A 16,915-nucleotide genomic window follows, 5' to 3' on the forward strand; every position below is an offset into this window, starting at 1 on the left:
GAGGAGGTTCGATATAGAGGTTGTGCAGATGCTATGCAGACGGTCTACCATGAAATCTGCGTCTACAGCGGCCTAATCGATTCTCGTCTCGCCGCCCTCCTGCCCTCCACAATCTCGTCGGCATTGATGAGCGGCGTCAGGCCTGCATCAGCGTACATCGTCCACATGGTAGAAGATGGGGTTATGCATCCACGCGTTGACGGCGGATTCCCGCCAGCCCGCGCAGCGGGTGGCGATACGCACCTGTTTGGGGAAGGTCCCCTTCTGGATCTTCCGGTACAGCGTTGCACGTGACAGGCTGGTGCGGCGGAGCACCTCCTTGAGGCGAAGAAAGCGGTCCGGTTGCGGTTGGATCATGGTTCAGTCTCCTGTGTCTTGTGGGGCCCTTTTGTGCTTGTCGGAGACAGAGTTGGGGTGACGATCGCCGTCGTCAACGGCATGAAAATTGGCGGTTTTACGGCAGCTTGTCCCCAGACGTTCCTATTCGTCCGCTGCCGTTCCAAATGTACGGGAAAATTATTTCGCGGGCGGATGACGTGGCGTCTCAGGCTGTTCCAGCCTGACCGCGCTCTACTTCCGCGTGCCGCTCCAGCCGAGCCGCCTTGCGGCGTCTCGGCGGCTTCGCCGTGACGATCGCATGACGTGGGGCCGGTCCGCTTAGCGGACCGGTCGGCATGGCGCCATGCCTCTGGCGGTCGCCGCGCCGGTGGCGCGGCGGCGTGGTGCCTTCGGCGTCATGGTGGCGGGGGGCGTCACGGCCCTGTAGCCCCGCCTCGGCGCGGCGCAACCCGGCAGCCTTGCTGCCGGGTCATCCACGTTCGTTCCTGCCCTTCGGGTGCGCCCCGCCTGCGTCCGGCGGGGCTGTCGGTCCGCTCCTGCCGCCCCCCGCCACCCCGGCGCCGGTCGATGGCGGTTTGAGGAAGGAGCAAGGAGATGCAGAGCAACGAGCGTCAGAGCCTCTATGGCGAGGTGACGGCCCGGATCATCGCGGAGCTGGAGCAAGGCCGGTTGCCCTGGGTGCAGCCCTGGGATGCGGCGCGGTGCCCCTGTACGATGCCCAAGAACGCGGTGTCGGCCCGAACCTATTCGGGGATTAATGTGCTGATCCTGTGGGCGGCGGCTATCGATGGCGGCTATGCTGGGCAGCGCTGGCTGACCTATCGGCAGGCCGAGGCGGCGGGCGGGCACGTTCGGCGCGGCGAAAAGGGCACGGTGGTCTGCTATGCGGATCGCTTCACCCCGAATGACGAAGCCGAGAAGGCGCAGGGCGAAGACCGGGAGGCGCGGACCATTGCCTTTCTGAAGCGCTTCACCGTGTTCAACGTCGACCAGTGTGACGGTCTGCCCGAGGCGATGACCAGCATTCCGGTTCTGCCCGATCCCGTGCTGGCGATTGCCGAGGCGGATCGGGTGATTGCAGCCAGCGGGGCGGATTTCCGGATCGGCGGGAGCGAGGCCTATTATTCGCCATTGCAGGACGTCGTGCAGGTGCCGCCGCAGGCCGCCTTCCATGATCCGGTGAACTGGTACCGGACGGCGCTGCACGAGCTTGGCCATTTCACCGGCCATCGGAGCCGCTTGGACCGCGACCAGTCCGGCGCCTTCGGATCGGCATCGTACGCAAAGGAGGAACTCGTCGCGGAGATGTCGGCGGCGTTCACCTGCGCGTCGCTCGGCATTGTGCCCACCGTTCGCCACAGCGATTATATTGGCTCCTGGCTGGCGGTGCTGCGCGGCGACGAGAAGGCGATCTTCCGTGCCGCCAGCGCGGCGAGCAAGGCGGCGGACTTCCTCCTTTCCGCCGGGGCGGAGGTACGGTCATGACCGAGCGGCTTCCACCCCATGTCTTTCGGCGCCGGGGCTTTCGTGCCCTGCGTCGGATGACCGAGCGGCAGCGCGCGATCTTCTGGGCGATGCGGTTCGAGGATGTCGACTATCCGACGCTCGGGCGACGCCACGGCATCAGCGCCGAGGAAGTGGAGGCGGAATTTGCTGCCGCCCTCACCCTCTTCATGCGGATCATCGACACACCGGAGCCGTGGTGGCGGCGTCTCTGGCCTTGGTGATCGCCGCCATTCGAACAGATCGCTTGCCGTCCAGTGGCTTGCCATTGGGCGGCAAGCCCGACAGGGTAGCGTCCGCCATGCGCAGCAATCTCGATCATCTTCCGCCTGCCAAGCAGCGCGAACTGGAGCGCGTGGTGCAGATCGTCTTCGAGGAATTCGACGACGCTTTCGCGCTCGCCAGCCACGAGTGGAAGAAGAAGGGCCGCATCCTCAAGGTCATCCTATACGGCAGCTATGCGCGCGGCAACTGGATCGACGAGCCGCATACGGCCAAGGGCTACAAGTCCGACTATGACCTGCTGATCATTGTCAACGACAAGCGCCTGACCGACCGCGTCAAATATTGGGCGAATGTCGATGACCGGCTGATGCGTGAATTCGGCATTACCAGTAGCATCAAGACCCCGGTCAATTTCATCGTCCATACCCTTGCCGAGGTGAACGACGGGCTCGCCCATGGCCGCTATTTCTTCATGGACGTCGCCCGCGACGGCATCGCGCTCTACCAGAGCGACGACAGCGAATTGCACCAGCCCAAGCCGAAATCGCCGCACGCGGCGCTCACCATGGCGAAGGAATATTTCGAGGAATGGATGCCGACTGCGCAGCAGTTTTTGATACAGGGTAACGAAGCTGCCCAACGCGGTTGGAACAACAAGGCAGCGTTCGAGCTACATCAAGCTGCCGAACGGCTATACCATTGCGTGTTGCTCGTCGTGACTTTCTACACGCCGCACGTGCACAATCTCGCTTTCCTGCGCACCCAGGCTGAACGGCTCGATAGGCGTCTGGCCTACGTTTGGCCCGGCGACAATCGCAAGCAGCGCGGTATGTTCGAAAAGCTAAAAGACGCCTATGTGAAGGCGCGCTATTCAAAGCAATACCGGATCAGCGCCGACGAGCTGACTTGGCTTGGTGAGCGCGTCGAGGAGCTCGGCCGCCTGGTCCACGAAATTTGCTCGGAGCGCATTGCCCATTTAGAGGCAACCGCGCGCGACGCTGGCTGAGCGGCTTCAACAGCCGTTTCATCTCTCGCGATGTCCGGCTATCCACGCTCAATGGGCAAGGGCGTTTTCATTCATCGATCGGATTCGATTTACGACGACAGCCCGGCAGAGCGATATCAGTTTCCGCCGCAGTACCTCGGCCGCGTCAGCGCCTGTATCGGCGACTGGATCATCTATTACGAGCCCAGCAAAATCCAGGACACGCGCGGCTACTTCGCCACTGCAAAGGTTGCCCAGGTCGTGCTCGATCCCAAAGCGCCGGACATGTATCTGGCGCTGATCGAGCCGGGGACCTATCTGGATTTCGTCAATCCGGTGCCGTTCAACGGTCCGCTCGGCCTGGTGGAACGCGGCGTGCTCAACGACGCGGGGAAAGTCTCCGGCAGGGCGCAGTCGGCGGTTCGCCCGCTCTCCATTTCCGATTTCAACCGCATCATCGATCTTGGCACCGCCGAGACGGACGACTTTCTGCCGCGTGTCGACGGGGAGATCGACAATTCCGTTCGTGAGGAACGCACGCCCTTCCAGCACGAAATCGTGCGGGATCGGGTCGCCTATCTCGCGTCTCGGTTGGTACGGGACCGGCTGTTCCGCCGCCGCGTCGTCACCGCCTATGATGCGCGGTGTGCCATTACCGGGCTGAAGCTCATCAACGGCGGTGGCAGGGCAGAAGTTGAGGCTGCCCATATCCGCCCCGTGGAACGCGGCGGCCCCGACATTATCAACAACGGGTTGGCCTTGTCGGGGACGGTCCACTGGATGTTCGATCGCGGCCTCATCAGCCTGACCGACGAGCTGGAAATTCTGATCAGCCGGCAAGCGAACGATGCCGAGGGAATACGCGCGCTCGTCAATCGCTCCGGCTTCGCAATCCCTCCCGCTAGATCGGCGGACCGGCCGCATCCGAGTTTCCTCGGCTGGCATCGCGAAAACTGTTTTAAGCACTGATCCGATAGGCCCTCAGCCAGGTGCCATAGGGACTACCGGTTCCGCTTCTTCGGCGTCGGCAAATGCTCGCCGCCCTCGTCGCCGCCAGAGCGCCAACTGAGTGTGTCCGTCGCCGCTCCGCAACTTCGCGGCTGCCTCCAGCAACAGACCGAGGATCACAGCGCGGTCATCCTCCGTCAGCTCGACCAGCCCTGCCTTCGCGACGAGCCCGCCCAGTTCGATCAGTTGCCTCGTGCGCTCGCGCCGTTTCACCTGCCAGTCGCGGTGATCATGCCGTGCCCGCTTCGCCTGGAGCCGGTTCCGCGTCTCCGACACCCGCCGCAGTGCCGCCCGGCTCGCGACGAGTTCGGCGGCCAGCGCCGTGCTGTTCGCGCTGAAAGAAGGCGGCGCCTCGTTTGCGCCACGCCTCCCGCGTCGGGCCATCAGCAGCGGTCGCATTGAGCAACGCGCCGGCCAGTTCCTCCACTCTCAGCACATCAGCGCCGGTCGCCGTCACCAGTTCGCCAAGCTGGTTCTGTTTGCGCGTTTTCAGCTGCCGCGCCTTATCGGCAAGCGCCTTCAGGTCCGCATCATAGTCTCGAGGTTTTCGCATGGTCCTGTCCTTCCTTGTGTCGGTCGGACAGACCAGATATCGTCACAGCCAATCCGCGCCAATAGCCTGGAACTTCGTGAGATTTCGCGGTCCCGAGAGCGATAAAATCGTTCGAGGGCGCGCTTATACGTCGTGCCGACGTGCGCTTTTAGGCGTATCTGGTGCGTCGCTATGGCGATCTACCACTTCTCGGCCAAAGTCATTTCCCGCGCTGCCGGGTCGAGCGCGGTGGCGGCTGCCGCCTATCGCTCGGCGTCGCGGCTGCACGATCAGCGGCTCGGCCGGGACCATGACTTTTCCAACAAGACCGGCGTCGTCCACAGCGAAGTGCTGCTGCCCGAAAACGCGCCCGAGGCGTGGCGCGACCGCGAGCGGCTGTGGAATGATGTCGAGGCCGCCGAGCTGCGCAAGGACGCGCAACTGGCCCGCGAGATCGAGTTCGCCATCCCACGCGAAATGCAGCAGGCCGACGGCATCGAACTGGCGCGGTCGTTCATCCAGCGCGAATTCGTCAATCGCGGCATGGTTGCCGATCTCAATGTCCATTGGGATATCGGTGCCGATGGACTGGCAAAACCCCATGCCCATGTAATGCTTGGACTTCGTTCGCTCGGCGAAAACGGGTTCTGCGCCAAGGTCCGCGACTGGAACCGCACCGAGCTGCTGACCCACTGGCGCGAAGCCTGGGCAGAGCACGTCAATCAGCGCCTCGCCAAACTCGATATCGACACGCGCGTCGATCATCGCTCCTTGGAAGCACAGGGCATCGATCTGGAGCCGCAGCACAAGATCGGCCCCGCCGCTTCGCGCATGGTGGCGCAGGGGCGTGACAGCGAGCGGCTCGAAGAACATCACGCCATCGCGCGCGCCAATGGCGAAAAGATCCTCGCCAATCCGAGCATCGCGCTCGACGCTATTACCCACAGCCAAGCGACCTTCACCACGCGCGATCTGGCGATCTTCGTGCATCGGCATAGTGAGGGAAAGGACCAGTTCGACCAGGTGATGGCGGCGGTGCGCGCGTCGCCCGAGCTGGTGAAGCTGGGCAAGGACGGGCGCGGCGACGATCGCTTCACCTCGCGTGCGATGCTGGAGGCCGAACAGCGGCTCGAACACGGCACTGCAACGCTCGATGCGCGCCGTCTCCATGCTGTTGCCGAGCAGCATCTGGAACGGGCAGTCGGCCTCGCCGAACAGCGCGGCCTGCGGCTTTCGCCCGAACAGCGTGGCGCGCTGGAGCATGTGACCGCCGCGCGCGGCATCACCAGCGTCATCGGCTATGCCGGCACCGGCAAGAGCGCGATGCTCGGGGTAGCGCGCGAAGCATGGGAAGCGGCGGGCTATGCTGTTCACGGCGCGGCGCTGTCCGGCATCGCCGCCGAGAATCTGGAAAGCGGCTCGGGCATTGCGTCGCGCACCATCGCCAGTCTGGAGCATCAATGGAGCCAGGACCGCGAATTGCTGACCGACAAATCCGTTCTTGTGATCGACGAGGCCGGGATGATCGGCACGCGGCAGATGGAGCGCGTCATTCGCGAGGCGGAGAAGCGCGGCGCCAAGATCGTGCTGGTCGGCGATCCGCAGCAGCTTCAGGCGATCGAAGCAGGTGCGGCCTTCCGCTCGATTGCCGAGCGGCATGGCGCAGTGGAAATCACCACTATCCGCCGCCAGTCCGAAGACTGGCAGCGCGACGCCACGCGACAGCTCGCGACCGGCCGCACCGGCGAAGCGCTGGCCGCCTATACGGAGGCTGGGCATGTCCATGCCGCCGAGGCGCGCGAAGCCGCGCGCGAGGCGCTGATCGACCGCTGGGACAAGGACCGTCAAGCAACACCACTGGCGAGCCGCATCATCCTCACCCATACCAATGATGAAGTGCGCGAGCTGAACACGGCAGCACGCGACCGGATGCGGGCAGCGCAGATACTGGGCGGCGACGTTGATCTCGTCATCGAACGCGGACGCCGGTCGTTCGCGCCGGGCGACCGCATCATGTTCCTCAAGAATGAGCGCAGCCTGGAGGTAAAGAACGGCACGCTCGGCACGATCGAGGAGGTCAGCTCGATCGCGATGCGCGTGCGCACCGATGACGGGCGAAGCGTCGCCTTCGACCTGAAGGATTATGCCCATGTCGATCATGGCTATGCCGCCACCATCCACAAGGCGCAGGGGATGACCGTCGACCGCGTTCATGTGCTGGCAACGCCGGGGCTCGATCGCCACGCTGCCTATGTCGCGCTGTCGCGCCATCGGGAGCGCGTCGATCTGCATTATGGCCGGGATGATTTCGTCGATGCCGGACGGCTGACCAGAGCGCTGGGGCGCGAGCGCGGCAAGGACATGGCGTCGGACTACACCCGCGCGCCCGATGTGCAACCTGCGCTATCGCCAGCGCCGACGCCGCCCCGTCGCGGCATGTTCGACGGGCTGAAGCTCAGCAGCGCGCCGATCCGGGTGCCGGCTGAGCCCAGCCCGCTCGAACAGGCGGTGCAGCGATTTGGCCGCGCGGCGCAGGACATCATCGGTATGAAACAGCAGGGCTTCGAGCCCCTGCCCCACCAGCGCGAAGCCTTTGGTAGTGCCCGTAAGGAGATCGATGCGCTGCGCCCCGGCGGTGGTGAAGACATGCGTGTTGCGATGAACAAGGACCCTGTCCTTATCAGCGAAGCCGCGAACGGCAGCACCAGCCGCGCCATCCAGGCGATGATCGCCGAGGGCGAAATTCGGATCGATGCCGCTAACCGCGCCGACCGCTTCGTCGCCGACTGGCAGAGCAAGGCGCGGCAGCTGAAAGCTCTGGAGCGGAGCGGCGATTACGATACCGCGCGGTCCACCAGGGATGCCATGACCACGATGGCGAAAGCGCTCCACCGCGACCCCCAGCTCGAGTCGCTGCTCCGCAATCGCGCGCTGGAGCTAGGTTTGAAGTCTCAGGGAGGCGCGTCGATGTCTCACGACCTCCAGGAATGGCTCGGCCGCTCGCGCGGCCTCAACATTGGGATGTAGGCTCGCGCCCATGACCGACATACCCCGCCAGTATGGCATTGCCGACGATCCCACCCAGGCCTTCGAAAGCCTGCGGCAGGAGATTTCCCTCCTCCAAACAGCCATTCAGGGGCTGACCGCCGCGCGCGAGAAAATACCGGATTACAGCCCGACGCTGGCCGCGATCAGCCGGCAGCTTGCCGCAATGAGCGAAGGCATCGCCCGTCTCGAGCAGGCGCCTGCCGTGAAGCTCACCCCTTCCATGATGGTCCAGCAACTGGCGAAGGCGGCGGCAGACGCGCGGGCGGATGACAAGCGGCAGTTGGATGAAGCGCGTGCCGACCTGCATAAAGTGATCGGAAGAATGGATGGGCTAGTCGTTCGAGCGCGGTCGACCGATCACCAACGCAGGCGCGAGCTATGGATGATGCTCGGCGCATTCCTCTTCGGGATTCTGCTTTGGTCCATCCTGCCGGGATTTGTTGCCCGATCCCTTCCGGAGAGCTGGCACGTGCCGCAGTGGATGGCGGCGCGGACGTTGGGAACCGAACAGATCACTCCCGACGACCAGGTCGTCGACAATACCCAGACGCCTGAGAAAAAAGACTGAATCTGGGACTTTCCGACCATTCCTCGCCGACTCGTGGAACGGTAGCTTCTGTCAAATGCCGACGTTCAGCGCTTGCATGGCTGGTTTTGCAGACCGACAGAGATTGGGCCGAGAGCCGACTGGCAGCCATCGGCAAGGCGATTGCTAAAACAGGCGGTGTCGACCCATTCGCCCACATGTCAGCACGCCGACGACCGAACGCGCCCATCGGGAGAGCGTAGCCAAGCAGCGATATCCCCGCCATCAAGCAAGTCGGGTCTACGCCTGAGAAACTGCGCGAAATGCTGTCGCTGCGTTCAACGATCCGCAAAGTCTTGAGGCCAGGATATTTGGTCCAATCGGGGTTCTGAGTTTTGCGATGCCAATCCGATGTTGCTAGTTATCGGGCAATGTCAAACGCGCTTTTCATCGATCCCGATATGTGGGCGGGCAGCCGTGCAGGCGCGCGCGCCGGACGGGGATTCCGTTTTCAGGACGCCGTTGGCGCGTTGCTCGCCGCGCGAATTTGGGCGGGCGAGATCGCATCAACCACCCTAATCCCCGAGGGACTGGACGATATCACGCTGCACGGCGGTGCGACGGAATTCCGGGTTCAGGTCAAATCCCGTCATGATCCCCGCGGTCGGTTCACGACATCGGAACTGGCCGACATTATCGCCAAGGCCGCCAAAACCGCCGACGCTGACGCGCTCCGCTCAGGCAGCTGCCGTATCGTGGTCGTCCTCGAACGACCGCCAGAAGAGCTAGGGGCAAGTAACTGGGATGGTCGCGTGTCGGACACCCTCGATGACGTGTCGACGATCGAGCCTCATCTCCAGAACTTCCTGTTGACGAGCAATCTCACGCGCGACGCGCTGCTCGGTGCAACGTCGATTGTCGTCATGCCCGATCCGCTCGACGACTGCGTTACCCTCATCTCATCGCAACGCCCGATAGCCGACGCGGTCGCGCGCCTAATCGCGCACCGCCTGCGATTCCAGGTTGGAGACGATGCCGACCGCAACTACCGCGCCCCGTCGACCGCGCCCGCCACACTAGGCGCGGGTGACGTTGAGTCGATCGTGGCCGCGGTCCAGGCGCTCATCGCGCCGGGCACCATGTTTGCGGCGATCGCCCAGGGACTGTGCGAACCGGTTTCGTTTGCGCCGATCGCAACGCCATATTTCTACGAAGGCGTCGATGTCGCCCCCGGCCATGTCACCGCCGGGCTGGTGCTTGACCGCCCCGCGCTGATCAGCGAGGTCGCATCAGGCCTCCAGCGGCAGCGCCGCGCCCTGATTGCCGGGCCTTCGGGGAGCGGCAAATCCGCGGGTGCGTGGCTTCTTGCCTATCAGCAGCGACATGCGATCCGCTGGCATCGCGTCCGTCGCGCGAGCGCCGACGAGGTTCATTTGCTCGTGCAGCTGACGCGCGCGCTTGAGGCTTCGCCCGAACGGCCGGTCGGTTTCGTGCTCGACGATATCGGGCGTGACCTGAATGGCGTGTGGGACGCGCTGGCGGCCGAATTGCGCAACGAACCCGGGGTCGTTCTGTTAGGCACGACACGCGAAGAGGATTTGTTCCTGGTTGGCAATCTTGCCTCGACCGCGGTGATTCGCCCGGAGCTCGATGCCGAGCTTGCCGAGCGCATCTGGCAGGCGTTGCGGGCCGAGCGAGACGTCACCTTCCTGCACTGGCGCGAGCCGTTCGAACTGAGCCAGGGATTGCTCCTCGAATACAGCCATCTTCTCACCAGCGGTCAGCGCCTGCAGGACATGCTCGACGCCCAGGTGCGCCGCCGGCTGGCGGAAGCCCGTGACGATGAGCTGGCGATCCTGCAGGCGGTCGTCCCCGCAGCACGGTTCGGTGGAGCGATCGACGCCGAGCGGCTGCGCGCGCGGTTGGCCCTTAGCGCGCCCGATTTCACCCGTGCGCTCGCGCGGCTTGTCGACGAACATGCGATCCGCGAGGGGGGCGATGGATCGCTCGGCGGCTTGCACCAGATCCGCTCAGAAGGCCTTCACGCCGCGCTGAAGGCGCAGCTTCCTCGTTCGCGCGACGCCGAACTCGCCGAACTCGCCGACGTCCTTCGGCCAAGTGATTTCGCGCGGATCATTCCGCCGCTGCTGCGGGACGATCCGGCCGGCGATGATCTCCTTCTCGACGCGCTCACGATCCGCGCAGCGACGCTCAGCCCGGCGCAGCTCGCGACGGTGTTTCACGGCCTGGGTCTGGCGGTCTGTGATCGCGTCGCAGAGGCGTGGATGAATATCTATGGCGAGACGCAGCTTGAGGAGCGGCAGGCGATGTTCGTCTTCACCCTCGCGCTCAGCGGGGCGACGTTCGATATTCCGCAATTTGCTGAGCTCAATGCCGTGATTGGGCGGATCGGCGAAGTGACCCAGCGCGATTTGCGGACGGCGTTGATCGAGCGGCTACCGGCGTCGCCAGCGATTTTCGATTGCGCGCTCGAGGAATATCATGATCTGGCCGCGTCGCTCGTGCCGATCCCGTTTACGACGCAAGCGCCGACCTTCGATACCCTGCCCGCTGGCGACTGGGCCGACGTCGCGCTCGAGGAAGCGCTCGCCGTAGCGCGCACGGTCAGAGAGTTCGGGGCCGATCGCGGTCAGAGCATCGTCGATTTGTTCGGCGGCACGCCGCACCTGCTTAGCCGCATCCACCACGAGATCGCGTGGGCCACCCAGCCAGCGATCACGGTGGAAGACGGTGAGCAGGTCGTCACCTCCAATCTACGTTATGTCGGCGAGCCCGCCCAGGGAAATGCCAACGACATCGTCGTCGAGCATTGCGAGCGGCTGATCGCGGCGGTCCCCACTGCCGAGATCGCCGCATCGACCATGCTCGGCTGGGACGGACAGCCGGCGGGGTTTGCCGGCTTTCCGCTAGCGGTTAAACGGATGCCGCGAGACAACCTGCCGCCGCCGATCCGCGTCGCATGGAACCGCGCGATTCTGCGCGCCATCCAGCGCCGGGTGGGATCGGGGACGGAGAGCGCGCGCGCCAACGCGCTTGCCAGCGCCATCACCGAGCTGGCCGAATTCCTCGCCGATGCTGCGGAGTGCTATGTTCGCGGCACCGTGATCGATCCACTGCTCGAGCAGAAGCTCGCTATCAGGAGCCTGCTCAACTCGTACATCAACGTGCCCTCGGTAGACACGAACACACCGAGCGTGCGCGACGGGGGCGAGCTGGCCTTTGCCGACAAAGCCCACGACTTCGTGACCGAGGTGACGAAGCTCGCGCGTGACTTGCTCGGGACAGTCGAGCGACCCATGCCGGCATCGATCGAGGCCGCAAAACTCCGAGGCCAGGCGCAAGCGCTGCTCGACGCCGACAGCTGGCGATGGCTCGATGCCCCACCCCAGGCGGCGCTTGAGACCCTCACGGCGACGCTCCACGATCTCGACGCCGTATTGGGGAATGCGCACGCGCATCCTGATCTATTCCGCCGCGCGCGGCTCCTGGCCAACCGCACCAGCCGGAACCGCCGGGCACGCATCCGGATGGCTGCCGATGCGCGCAGCCGGGCCAAACAAACCGCCGAGGAGGTCGCCGACCAGATCCGCGCCGCGCTGGCCGACAGCAAGCTCGACACAGAGGTCGTGACGCGCCCGATGGACGACGATGCCGCACCATACTGGCCCCGCGTCGATTATGCGGTGCTGATCGCGGTCGACAATCTGATCGAGTTCATGTCGGTCCATGAAGAGTTCACACGGATCGTCCAGCAGACACCCGATTTGAGCAACGTCACGGTCGTGCCGGCGCGCAACGGGCTGATCGTTGGCGCGCTGGCCGGTCTCATCTATCAGCGATTCCTGCCCATGCTGGATTTCGCTGCCAAATGGGCGGGGCATTTGCCGCTGCCGCTCCTGGAGGAGCGCACGGCAGCGGCGCTCGCGGAAGTGATGAGCGTGATTACCCAGTTCTCATCGGTGCTTGCCAATCTCGACCGGAGCCCAAACGATGAAGAACTCGCCTTTGCACAGACGCTGATGGACGATCTTCGGGGCAAGATGGCGACACTGACGGCGCTGCGCGACGCCAAGGATGACGCCGATATTGGTGCCGCGTGCGCGCTCATCCTCGAGATCATGGATCGGTTGCAGCGAGAACTCAATGGCGAACCATCGGAGGGAATTGCCGCCGAGATCGCGCGGATGGCTAATGGCGAGCAGACCGAGCTGACGACACGCTTCATCCTTTTCCGAATCGGCCTGCTCGAATTTGATATCGCCGCGGCGACCGGGCAGCCGATGCCCGATCTCGTCGCGGCGATCAAGGCGCTGCAGCAGGCGGGAGAGCCCGAAAGCAGCGCGTCCGTTTCATGACAACGCTCGCCATACCCGACGAACAACAAGCGCGACAGGCAGTCGCCAGTCTTGGCGGCTATGTCTATCAGGCGGTGCGCGCCACCGATGCCTGGCTGCGCCTGCCGGCGGACGGCGTCCTGCTGCTCGAGGTTGCCGAGGACTTCGCCGTACTGGCGCGCGACACGCTAGAGATGAATCAGGTCAAAGCCGTGGCCGGAGAAACCTTAACCCTGAGGACCGCCGGGGCGCGCAAGGCGATTGCCGCCCTGCTGCAGTTCGAATCCGCCAATCCCAATCTCGCGGTGCGGTTGAACTATCTGACGATCGCCGGCAGCGGCCATGAAGCCGGTGCCGCTCTTCCCGGCGGCGCCAAGGGCGTCGACTATTGGCGCGCGGTCGCACGCGGTGCCGATCCGGCACCGCTCAGAACGCTCCTTCTAGCAACGCAAACCGATGCCATCGTCCTCGAATTCGTCCGCAATGTGGACGACGAGCGCTTGCGGCAGCTCGCCGCCGGCATCCACTGGGTCACGCACGATCAACCGGCAGCGCTCGCCGAGGCGGCATTGCAGGCGCGGCTCGAGGTGCTGGCGACCGAACGCCACGGTCATGTCGATGATGGGCGGCGCGCACTGCCGTTTCTTGTCTGGCGGATGCTGGAGACCTCAATCGCCGAAAAACGGGAACTGACGCGCCAGGACTTCGAGGACGAATGGTCGGCAGCGACCACCACCACGATCAGTTTCGGGGTGATGCGCCAGATGACCGCGATGCTGGCGGGCGGGGCGTCAGGGGTGGCGCTGCCGCCCCTCGCCCCCGCGGCGCTGCCCGCCCGGCTCGCACCGCGCGAGGCGCTCGTCGATGAGCTTCGCGCCGTTCTTGCCGCGACGGGCGTGCTATGGCTCCACGGCAGCAGCGGCCTTGGCAAGTCGCTCCTCGCGCGCCTGATCAGTCGTGCATCCAACCGCGAATGGCACGTCGTGAAGCTTCGCGACTGCCCCGATGACGGGACGCGGCTGGCGCGGCTCAGCGCCGCGGCAGCGGCGATCCGTGCAGAGGATTTCGGCGGCATCATCCTTGACGATCTTGCGACGACGTCGAGCGAAAGCGTGCGTGACTGGATCGCGGCGATCGCTCGACAGATCGCCGACAGCCGTGACGGCGCCATCATCGTCACCGCCGATCGCGAACCGCCGCCATCGATCCGCGTCGCGTTCGAGCCGCTCACGATCGCCGCGCGCAGCGCTCCCTATCTCGAGCACGCGGACGTCGCGGCCATCGTGGATTTGGCCGGCGGCGATCCCAAACATTGGGCCGGCGTGATCCATCTCACCTGCGGGGCTGGCCACCCGGTCCTGGTCGACGCACGTGTCGCCGGTCTCGCCTCACGCAATTGGCCAGAGATCGAAATGACCGCTGGATTCGATGCCAGGGGCAGCCCACAGGAAGTGGTCGAGGTCCGCAAGGAGATTGCCCTGCGGCTTCTCCAAGGCCTCGCGGACGATGCGCATCTGTTACTGTTGCGTTTAACCGCTCTCGCGGGGCCGTTCGATCGCTTAATGATGGAGGCCGCGGCTGCGGTCGCGCCGCCCATCAGCCGGTCGGGCGCGCTGGTCGATTTTCTTGTGGGGCCGTGGATCGAAGAGGGCGCTGGGGATCGCTTCACCCCTTCCCCGTTGGTCGCCATGGCCGGCGTGACCGGTTTGTCGGACGACGAGATCACTCGCGTTCGGCAAGCCGTCCTGACCAATCTCGTCGAGCGAAAGCAGATCAGCGCCGAACTGTTTTCGTCGATGATCATCTTGGCGATGGTGCTGCGCGACGCAACTGCGTTCTTGAAAATCGCAAACGGCATCATAGGCTCGGGCAATCGACCGGCCCTCGCCCAGCATTGCATGCCACTGCTGTTTCTCAAGCCGCCCGACGGCGTCCGCTTGGTGCCCGAACACCCGTTCGTCTCGATGAAGCTGCGAACCGCGCAGCTCATCGTTGCGGCCAATCTACCGCAATCGTCATCGCTAGAGCGGATCGATGCCGAAGCGGTGGCGGAGAATGCGACGCTGCCTAAGCCAGCGCGCGCGATGACCCGTTACACTCAGCTGATCGCGCTGCTGACGAGCGAGAAGCTTGAGGCAAGTCCCGCCTTCTGGCTGCCGCACCTCGTCGAATATCGGGCGCTCGTGGACTCGAAGACGGTGCCCGAGGAGCTGGCCGACACAATGGACAGCGCCGATCTCGGCGGGATTACGCTCGATCAGTTTGCGTTCGTCGTCCGCACCCGCGAGATCGACGATGTGACGGGACTGGCGGCGCTGTTCGATGCGCTCGAGGCGATCGATCCCGTCTGGCGCCTCGATCTGCTCGGGGCCTCGACCCGCTTGCTCGGCGGCGCGCCGCTGTTCGTCCAGACGGCGTGGTCGACAGCAGCGATGAACGGCACGCTTGACGCCGCGGCTGCCGCCGGGACGTATGCCCAACTGACCGAGGCGGCCCAACGCTGGGGCGCGGAAGACGTCGCGATCGAATGCATACGCTCATGCGCCGTGATGCATGACGAATATCTTGGCAGAGGTGCGCGCGCGCTCGAGATTCTTGATGAGGCCGATGCGCGCTATCCGGGCAACGAGCGGCTGGCGCGCAGCCGCGCCACCGTGCTCGCGACGCTCGGCCGGCACGACGAAGAGCGCGCCGTGCTAGCGCGGATCGCCGAGACGTATAGCGTGGACGAGCCGCTCGAGCGGTTCATGATGATCCGCATCGCGGCGATCAGCGCGGGAAAGATTGGAAAGTTCGACGAGGCTGGCCGGCTGTTTCGCGAGGCGGCCGATCTGGTCGGACCGGGAACGACGACGCTCCATCCGGCGATGGGCACTGCGCTCCTCGCCGACGCCGCGGCGATGGACTTGGCCGATGGCCAGAATGAGCGTGCGCTGAACGCGTTGCGCGACGCGCTGCTCGCGCTCGAGGATCTGGGTGACGACGCGACCGAGGCGCAACTCTATGTGCGCGAGGCGACCACGCAAGTAATCCAGTGGGGTGTTGCGCGCACCGAACAGATCGACATTCCCATCGACCTCGCCAAAAGCCCCGGGCGGGCGTCGGAGTTAAAACCCAAGCTGGGAGAGGAAACGCTTCCCGACCGGCCGCGGACCTTCCCCTGGTATGCCCTCGTCCATCTCGAACTAAGACTCGGCATCGATGTCGGGGCGAGCGCTATCCTGCGCCGGCTCGAGGATAAATTGGGGACTGCGGTAGGTCTAGCCGCGACCGTCCGCTCCTCAGAGTTGCAGATCTGTCTCGACCGGCGCGATGTCGACCGGTTTCTCGCCATCCTGCCCGAATACGCAATGCTGTGCGAGGCGATGGGAGAGCAACGCGAGCAACCCGCCAAGATTCGCAACAGATTGCAGCCACTTGCATTCGGCGATCTGGCATCCTTGAGCCCGGTGGCGCTTGGGTTTGCCCGGACGTGGCTGACCGCGATGATGGGCGCGCTCGCGCTCGCCGGCGAGGAGCCGCGCGCCATCCAGCTTACTAGCACGATCGGCGGAGCGGGCGACGGGTTGCGCGCGGCAATGGAAAGCCCGCCCGGTCAGCCGATCGCCGGTGCCGATGTCGAGATGACCGGGCTGCTCGCTATCCGCTGGCTGCAGGCCGATAGCGTCCCCACCCCCGACCAACTGTACGCTGCCACGATGTGGATCTTCGTCTGGCTCGCGCAGCTCGCGATGATTGCACCGATCGGCCCGGTCTGGGCACTTCTGGTCGACCAGTGGCTCCAGCTCATTCGTCTGCGCCGTATCACATTGGTCTCGCCGGCTCTAGTGGTCCCAAAGATCGAGCTCGCTTTGGAGTTGGCACCAAGTACGGAGGCAGTTGCGCATCTCCTACATGAGGCTGAACTCGGCGTTTCGACCCGATTACCGCCTGATTATCGGATGTTAGTGCACAGAGTCCTTGGCCGATGATTTGCAGTCGCTGCTAGACGGCTTTCCGCTGAGCGAATGGCAGGTTCTGGCGGAAGCTGCCGTTCTACGCCCGATCGACGAACGACGTATGTTGGTCGATGCCGTTGAAAAAGTCGCCTTTCCGGCGAAGCGGAGGGTGCGGATCGAAGCGGCCGAGCAGAATCGCCTGACCTCATCGCATCGCCATTTGTCTGGCGATGCTGATCTTGGCGAGCTTGCGCAGGTTCTGGGCGGCAGCGGCGAGGTGGAACTCATCCCGGGCACCATTGGGTCCGCGTAATCGCAGCTGGTCGAGCCGCATGATGCGCTTCAGGTGGGCAAACAGCATCTCGACCTTCTTGCGCTCGCGGCGTGAGGCGATCCATTCATCTTCCTGCGACAGGGCCCGCGCGAGATCGCGAGCGCCCTCGTGGATGGAGCGGG

At 64.6% G+C, this 16,915-nt stretch carries 12 protein-coding genes; 8 read left to right on the plus strand and 4 right to left on the minus strand.

Annotated elements, in window-relative coordinates; genetic code table 11:
* Positions 1 to 147: 147 nt before the first annotated feature.
* Positions 148 to 357, minus strand: coding sequence for a helix-turn-helix transcriptional regulator (locus SAZ01S_RS19160; protein ID WP_084583882.1), 210 nt, complete (start codon positions 355 to 357; stop codon positions 148 to 150).
* Positions 358 to 933: 576 nt separating this feature from the next.
* On the opposite strand from SAZ01S_RS19160, the gene SAZ01S_RS19165 reads away from it, so the two are divergent.
* The 4 genes from SAZ01S_RS19165 (at position 934) to SAZ01S_RS19180 (ending at position 4,021) form a co-directional block, all read left to right on the plus strand.
* Positions 934 to 1,824, plus strand: coding sequence for an ArdC family protein (locus SAZ01S_RS19165; protein WP_084583883.1), 891 nt, complete (start codon positions 934 to 936; stop codon positions 1,822 to 1,824).
* Complete coding sequence (locus tag SAZ01S_RS19170; RefSeq protein WP_084583884.1) at positions 1,821 to 2,066, plus strand: hypothetical protein; 246 nt, start codon at positions 1,821 to 1,823, stop codon at positions 2,064 to 2,066. The genes SAZ01S_RS19165 and SAZ01S_RS19170 overlap by 4 nt, the downstream gene beginning before the upstream one ends.
* Before the next feature lie 77 nt (positions 2,067 to 2,143).
* Entirely contained in the window at positions 2,144 to 3,073 is a 930-nt protein-coding gene (locus SAZ01S_RS19175) for a HEPN domain-containing protein (protein ID WP_084583885.1), read from the plus strand.
* 30 nt (positions 3,074 to 3,103) lie between these two features.
* Complete coding sequence (locus tag SAZ01S_RS19180; protein WP_245825022.1) at positions 3,104 to 4,021, plus strand: HNH endonuclease; 918 nt, start codon at positions 3,104 to 3,106, stop codon at positions 4,019 to 4,021.
* Between the two features lie 12 nt (positions 4,022 to 4,033).
* Here the strand turns inward: SAZ01S_RS19180 and SAZ01S_RS24295 are convergent, their stop codons facing one another.
* Together SAZ01S_RS24295 and SAZ01S_RS19190 are read right to left on the minus strand one after the other, a co-directional pair.
* Positions 4,034 to 4,336 carry a conjugal transfer protein TraD gene (locus SAZ01S_RS24295; protein ID WP_167693209.1) on the minus strand — a complete coding sequence of 101 codons (303 nt, stop codon included), beginning with the start codon at positions 4,334 to 4,336 and terminating at the stop codon, positions 4,034 to 4,036.
* Positions 4,290 to 4,613: a conjugal transfer protein TraD gene (locus tag SAZ01S_RS19190; protein WP_084583888.1), complete on the minus strand. Its 324-nt coding sequence runs from the start codon at positions 4,611 to 4,613 to the stop codon at positions 4,290 to 4,292. The genes SAZ01S_RS24295 and SAZ01S_RS19190 overlap by 47 nt, the downstream gene beginning before the upstream one ends.
* A gap of 171 nt (positions 4,614 to 4,784) precedes the next feature.
* On the opposite strand from SAZ01S_RS19190, the gene traA reads away from it, so the two are divergent.
* The 4 genes from traA (at position 4,785) to SAZ01S_RS19210 (ending at position 16,492) form a co-directional block, all read left to right on the plus strand.
* Complete coding sequence (gene traA / locus SAZ01S_RS19195) at positions 4,785 to 7,619, plus strand: Ti-type conjugative transfer relaxase TraA (protein WP_084583889.1); 2,835 nt, start codon at positions 4,785 to 4,787, stop codon at positions 7,617 to 7,619.
* A 10-nt stretch (positions 7,620 to 7,629) separates the two neighbouring features.
* Positions 7,630 to 8,208, plus strand: a complete 579-nt coding sequence (locus SAZ01S_RS19200; protein ID WP_084583890.1) for a DUF6118 family protein — start codon at positions 7,630 to 7,632, stop codon at positions 8,206 to 8,208.
* A gap of 389 nt (positions 8,209 to 8,597) precedes the next feature.
* Complete coding sequence (locus tag SAZ01S_RS19205) at positions 8,598 to 12,542, plus strand: hypothetical protein (RefSeq protein ID WP_139810153.1); 3,945 nt, start codon at positions 8,598 to 8,600, stop codon at positions 12,540 to 12,542.
* Positions 12,539 to 16,492 carry a hypothetical protein gene (locus tag SAZ01S_RS19210; RefSeq protein WP_084583892.1) on the plus strand — a complete coding sequence of 1,318 codons (3,954 nt, stop codon included), beginning with the start codon at positions 12,539 to 12,541 and terminating at the stop codon, positions 16,490 to 16,492. The genes SAZ01S_RS19205 and SAZ01S_RS19210 overlap by 4 nt, the downstream gene beginning before the upstream one ends.
* A 172-nt stretch (positions 16,493 to 16,664) precedes the next feature.
* Here the strand turns inward: SAZ01S_RS19210 and SAZ01S_RS19215 are convergent.
* Positions 16,665 to 16,915, minus strand: a 251-nt coding sequence (locus SAZ01S_RS19215) for a transposase (protein ID WP_139810154.1), incomplete at its 5' end; no start/stop codon positions are given.

Source organism: Sphingomonas azotifigens NBRC 15497 (genome assembly GCF_002091475.1).
Lineage (GTDB): Bacteria > Pseudomonadota > Alphaproteobacteria > Sphingomonadales > Sphingomonadaceae > Sphingomonas > Sphingomonas azotifigens.

Coding starts and splice junctions, on each gene's coding strand:
- SAZ01S_RS19210 (WP_084583892.1), top strand. CDS start 12,539: ATGACAACGCTCGCCATACCCGACGAACAACAAGCGCGACAGGCAGTC.
- SAZ01S_RS19205 (WP_139810153.1), top strand. CDS start 8,598: ATGTCAAACGCGCTTTTCATCGATCCCGATATGTGGGCGGGCAGCCGT.
- SAZ01S_RS19180 (WP_245825022.1), top strand. CDS start 3,104: ATGTCCGGCTATCCACGCTCAATGGGCAAGGGCGTTTTCATTCATCGA.
- SAZ01S_RS19170 (WP_084583884.1), top strand. CDS start 1,821: ATGACCGAGCGGCTTCCACCCCATGTCTTTCGGCGCCGGGGCTTTCGT.
- SAZ01S_RS19200 (WP_084583890.1), top strand. CDS start 7,630: ATGACCGACATACCCCGCCAGTATGGCATTGCCGACGATCCCACCCAG.
- SAZ01S_RS19160 (WP_084583882.1), bottom strand. CDS start 357: ATGATCCAACCGCAACCGGACCGCTTTCTTCGCCTCAAGGAGGTGCTC.
- SAZ01S_RS19190 (WP_084583888.1), bottom strand. CDS start 4,613: ATGCGAAAACCTCGAGACTATGATGCGGACCTGAAGGCGCTTGCCGAT.
- SAZ01S_RS19165 (WP_084583883.1), top strand. CDS start 934: ATGCAGAGCAACGAGCGTCAGAGCCTCTATGGCGAGGTGACGGCCCGG.
- SAZ01S_RS19175 (WP_084583885.1), top strand. CDS start 2,144: ATGCGCAGCAATCTCGATCATCTTCCGCCTGCCAAGCAGCGCGAACTG.
- traA (WP_084583889.1), top strand. CDS start 4,785: ATGGCGATCTACCACTTCTCGGCCAAAGTCATTTCCCGCGCTGCCGGG.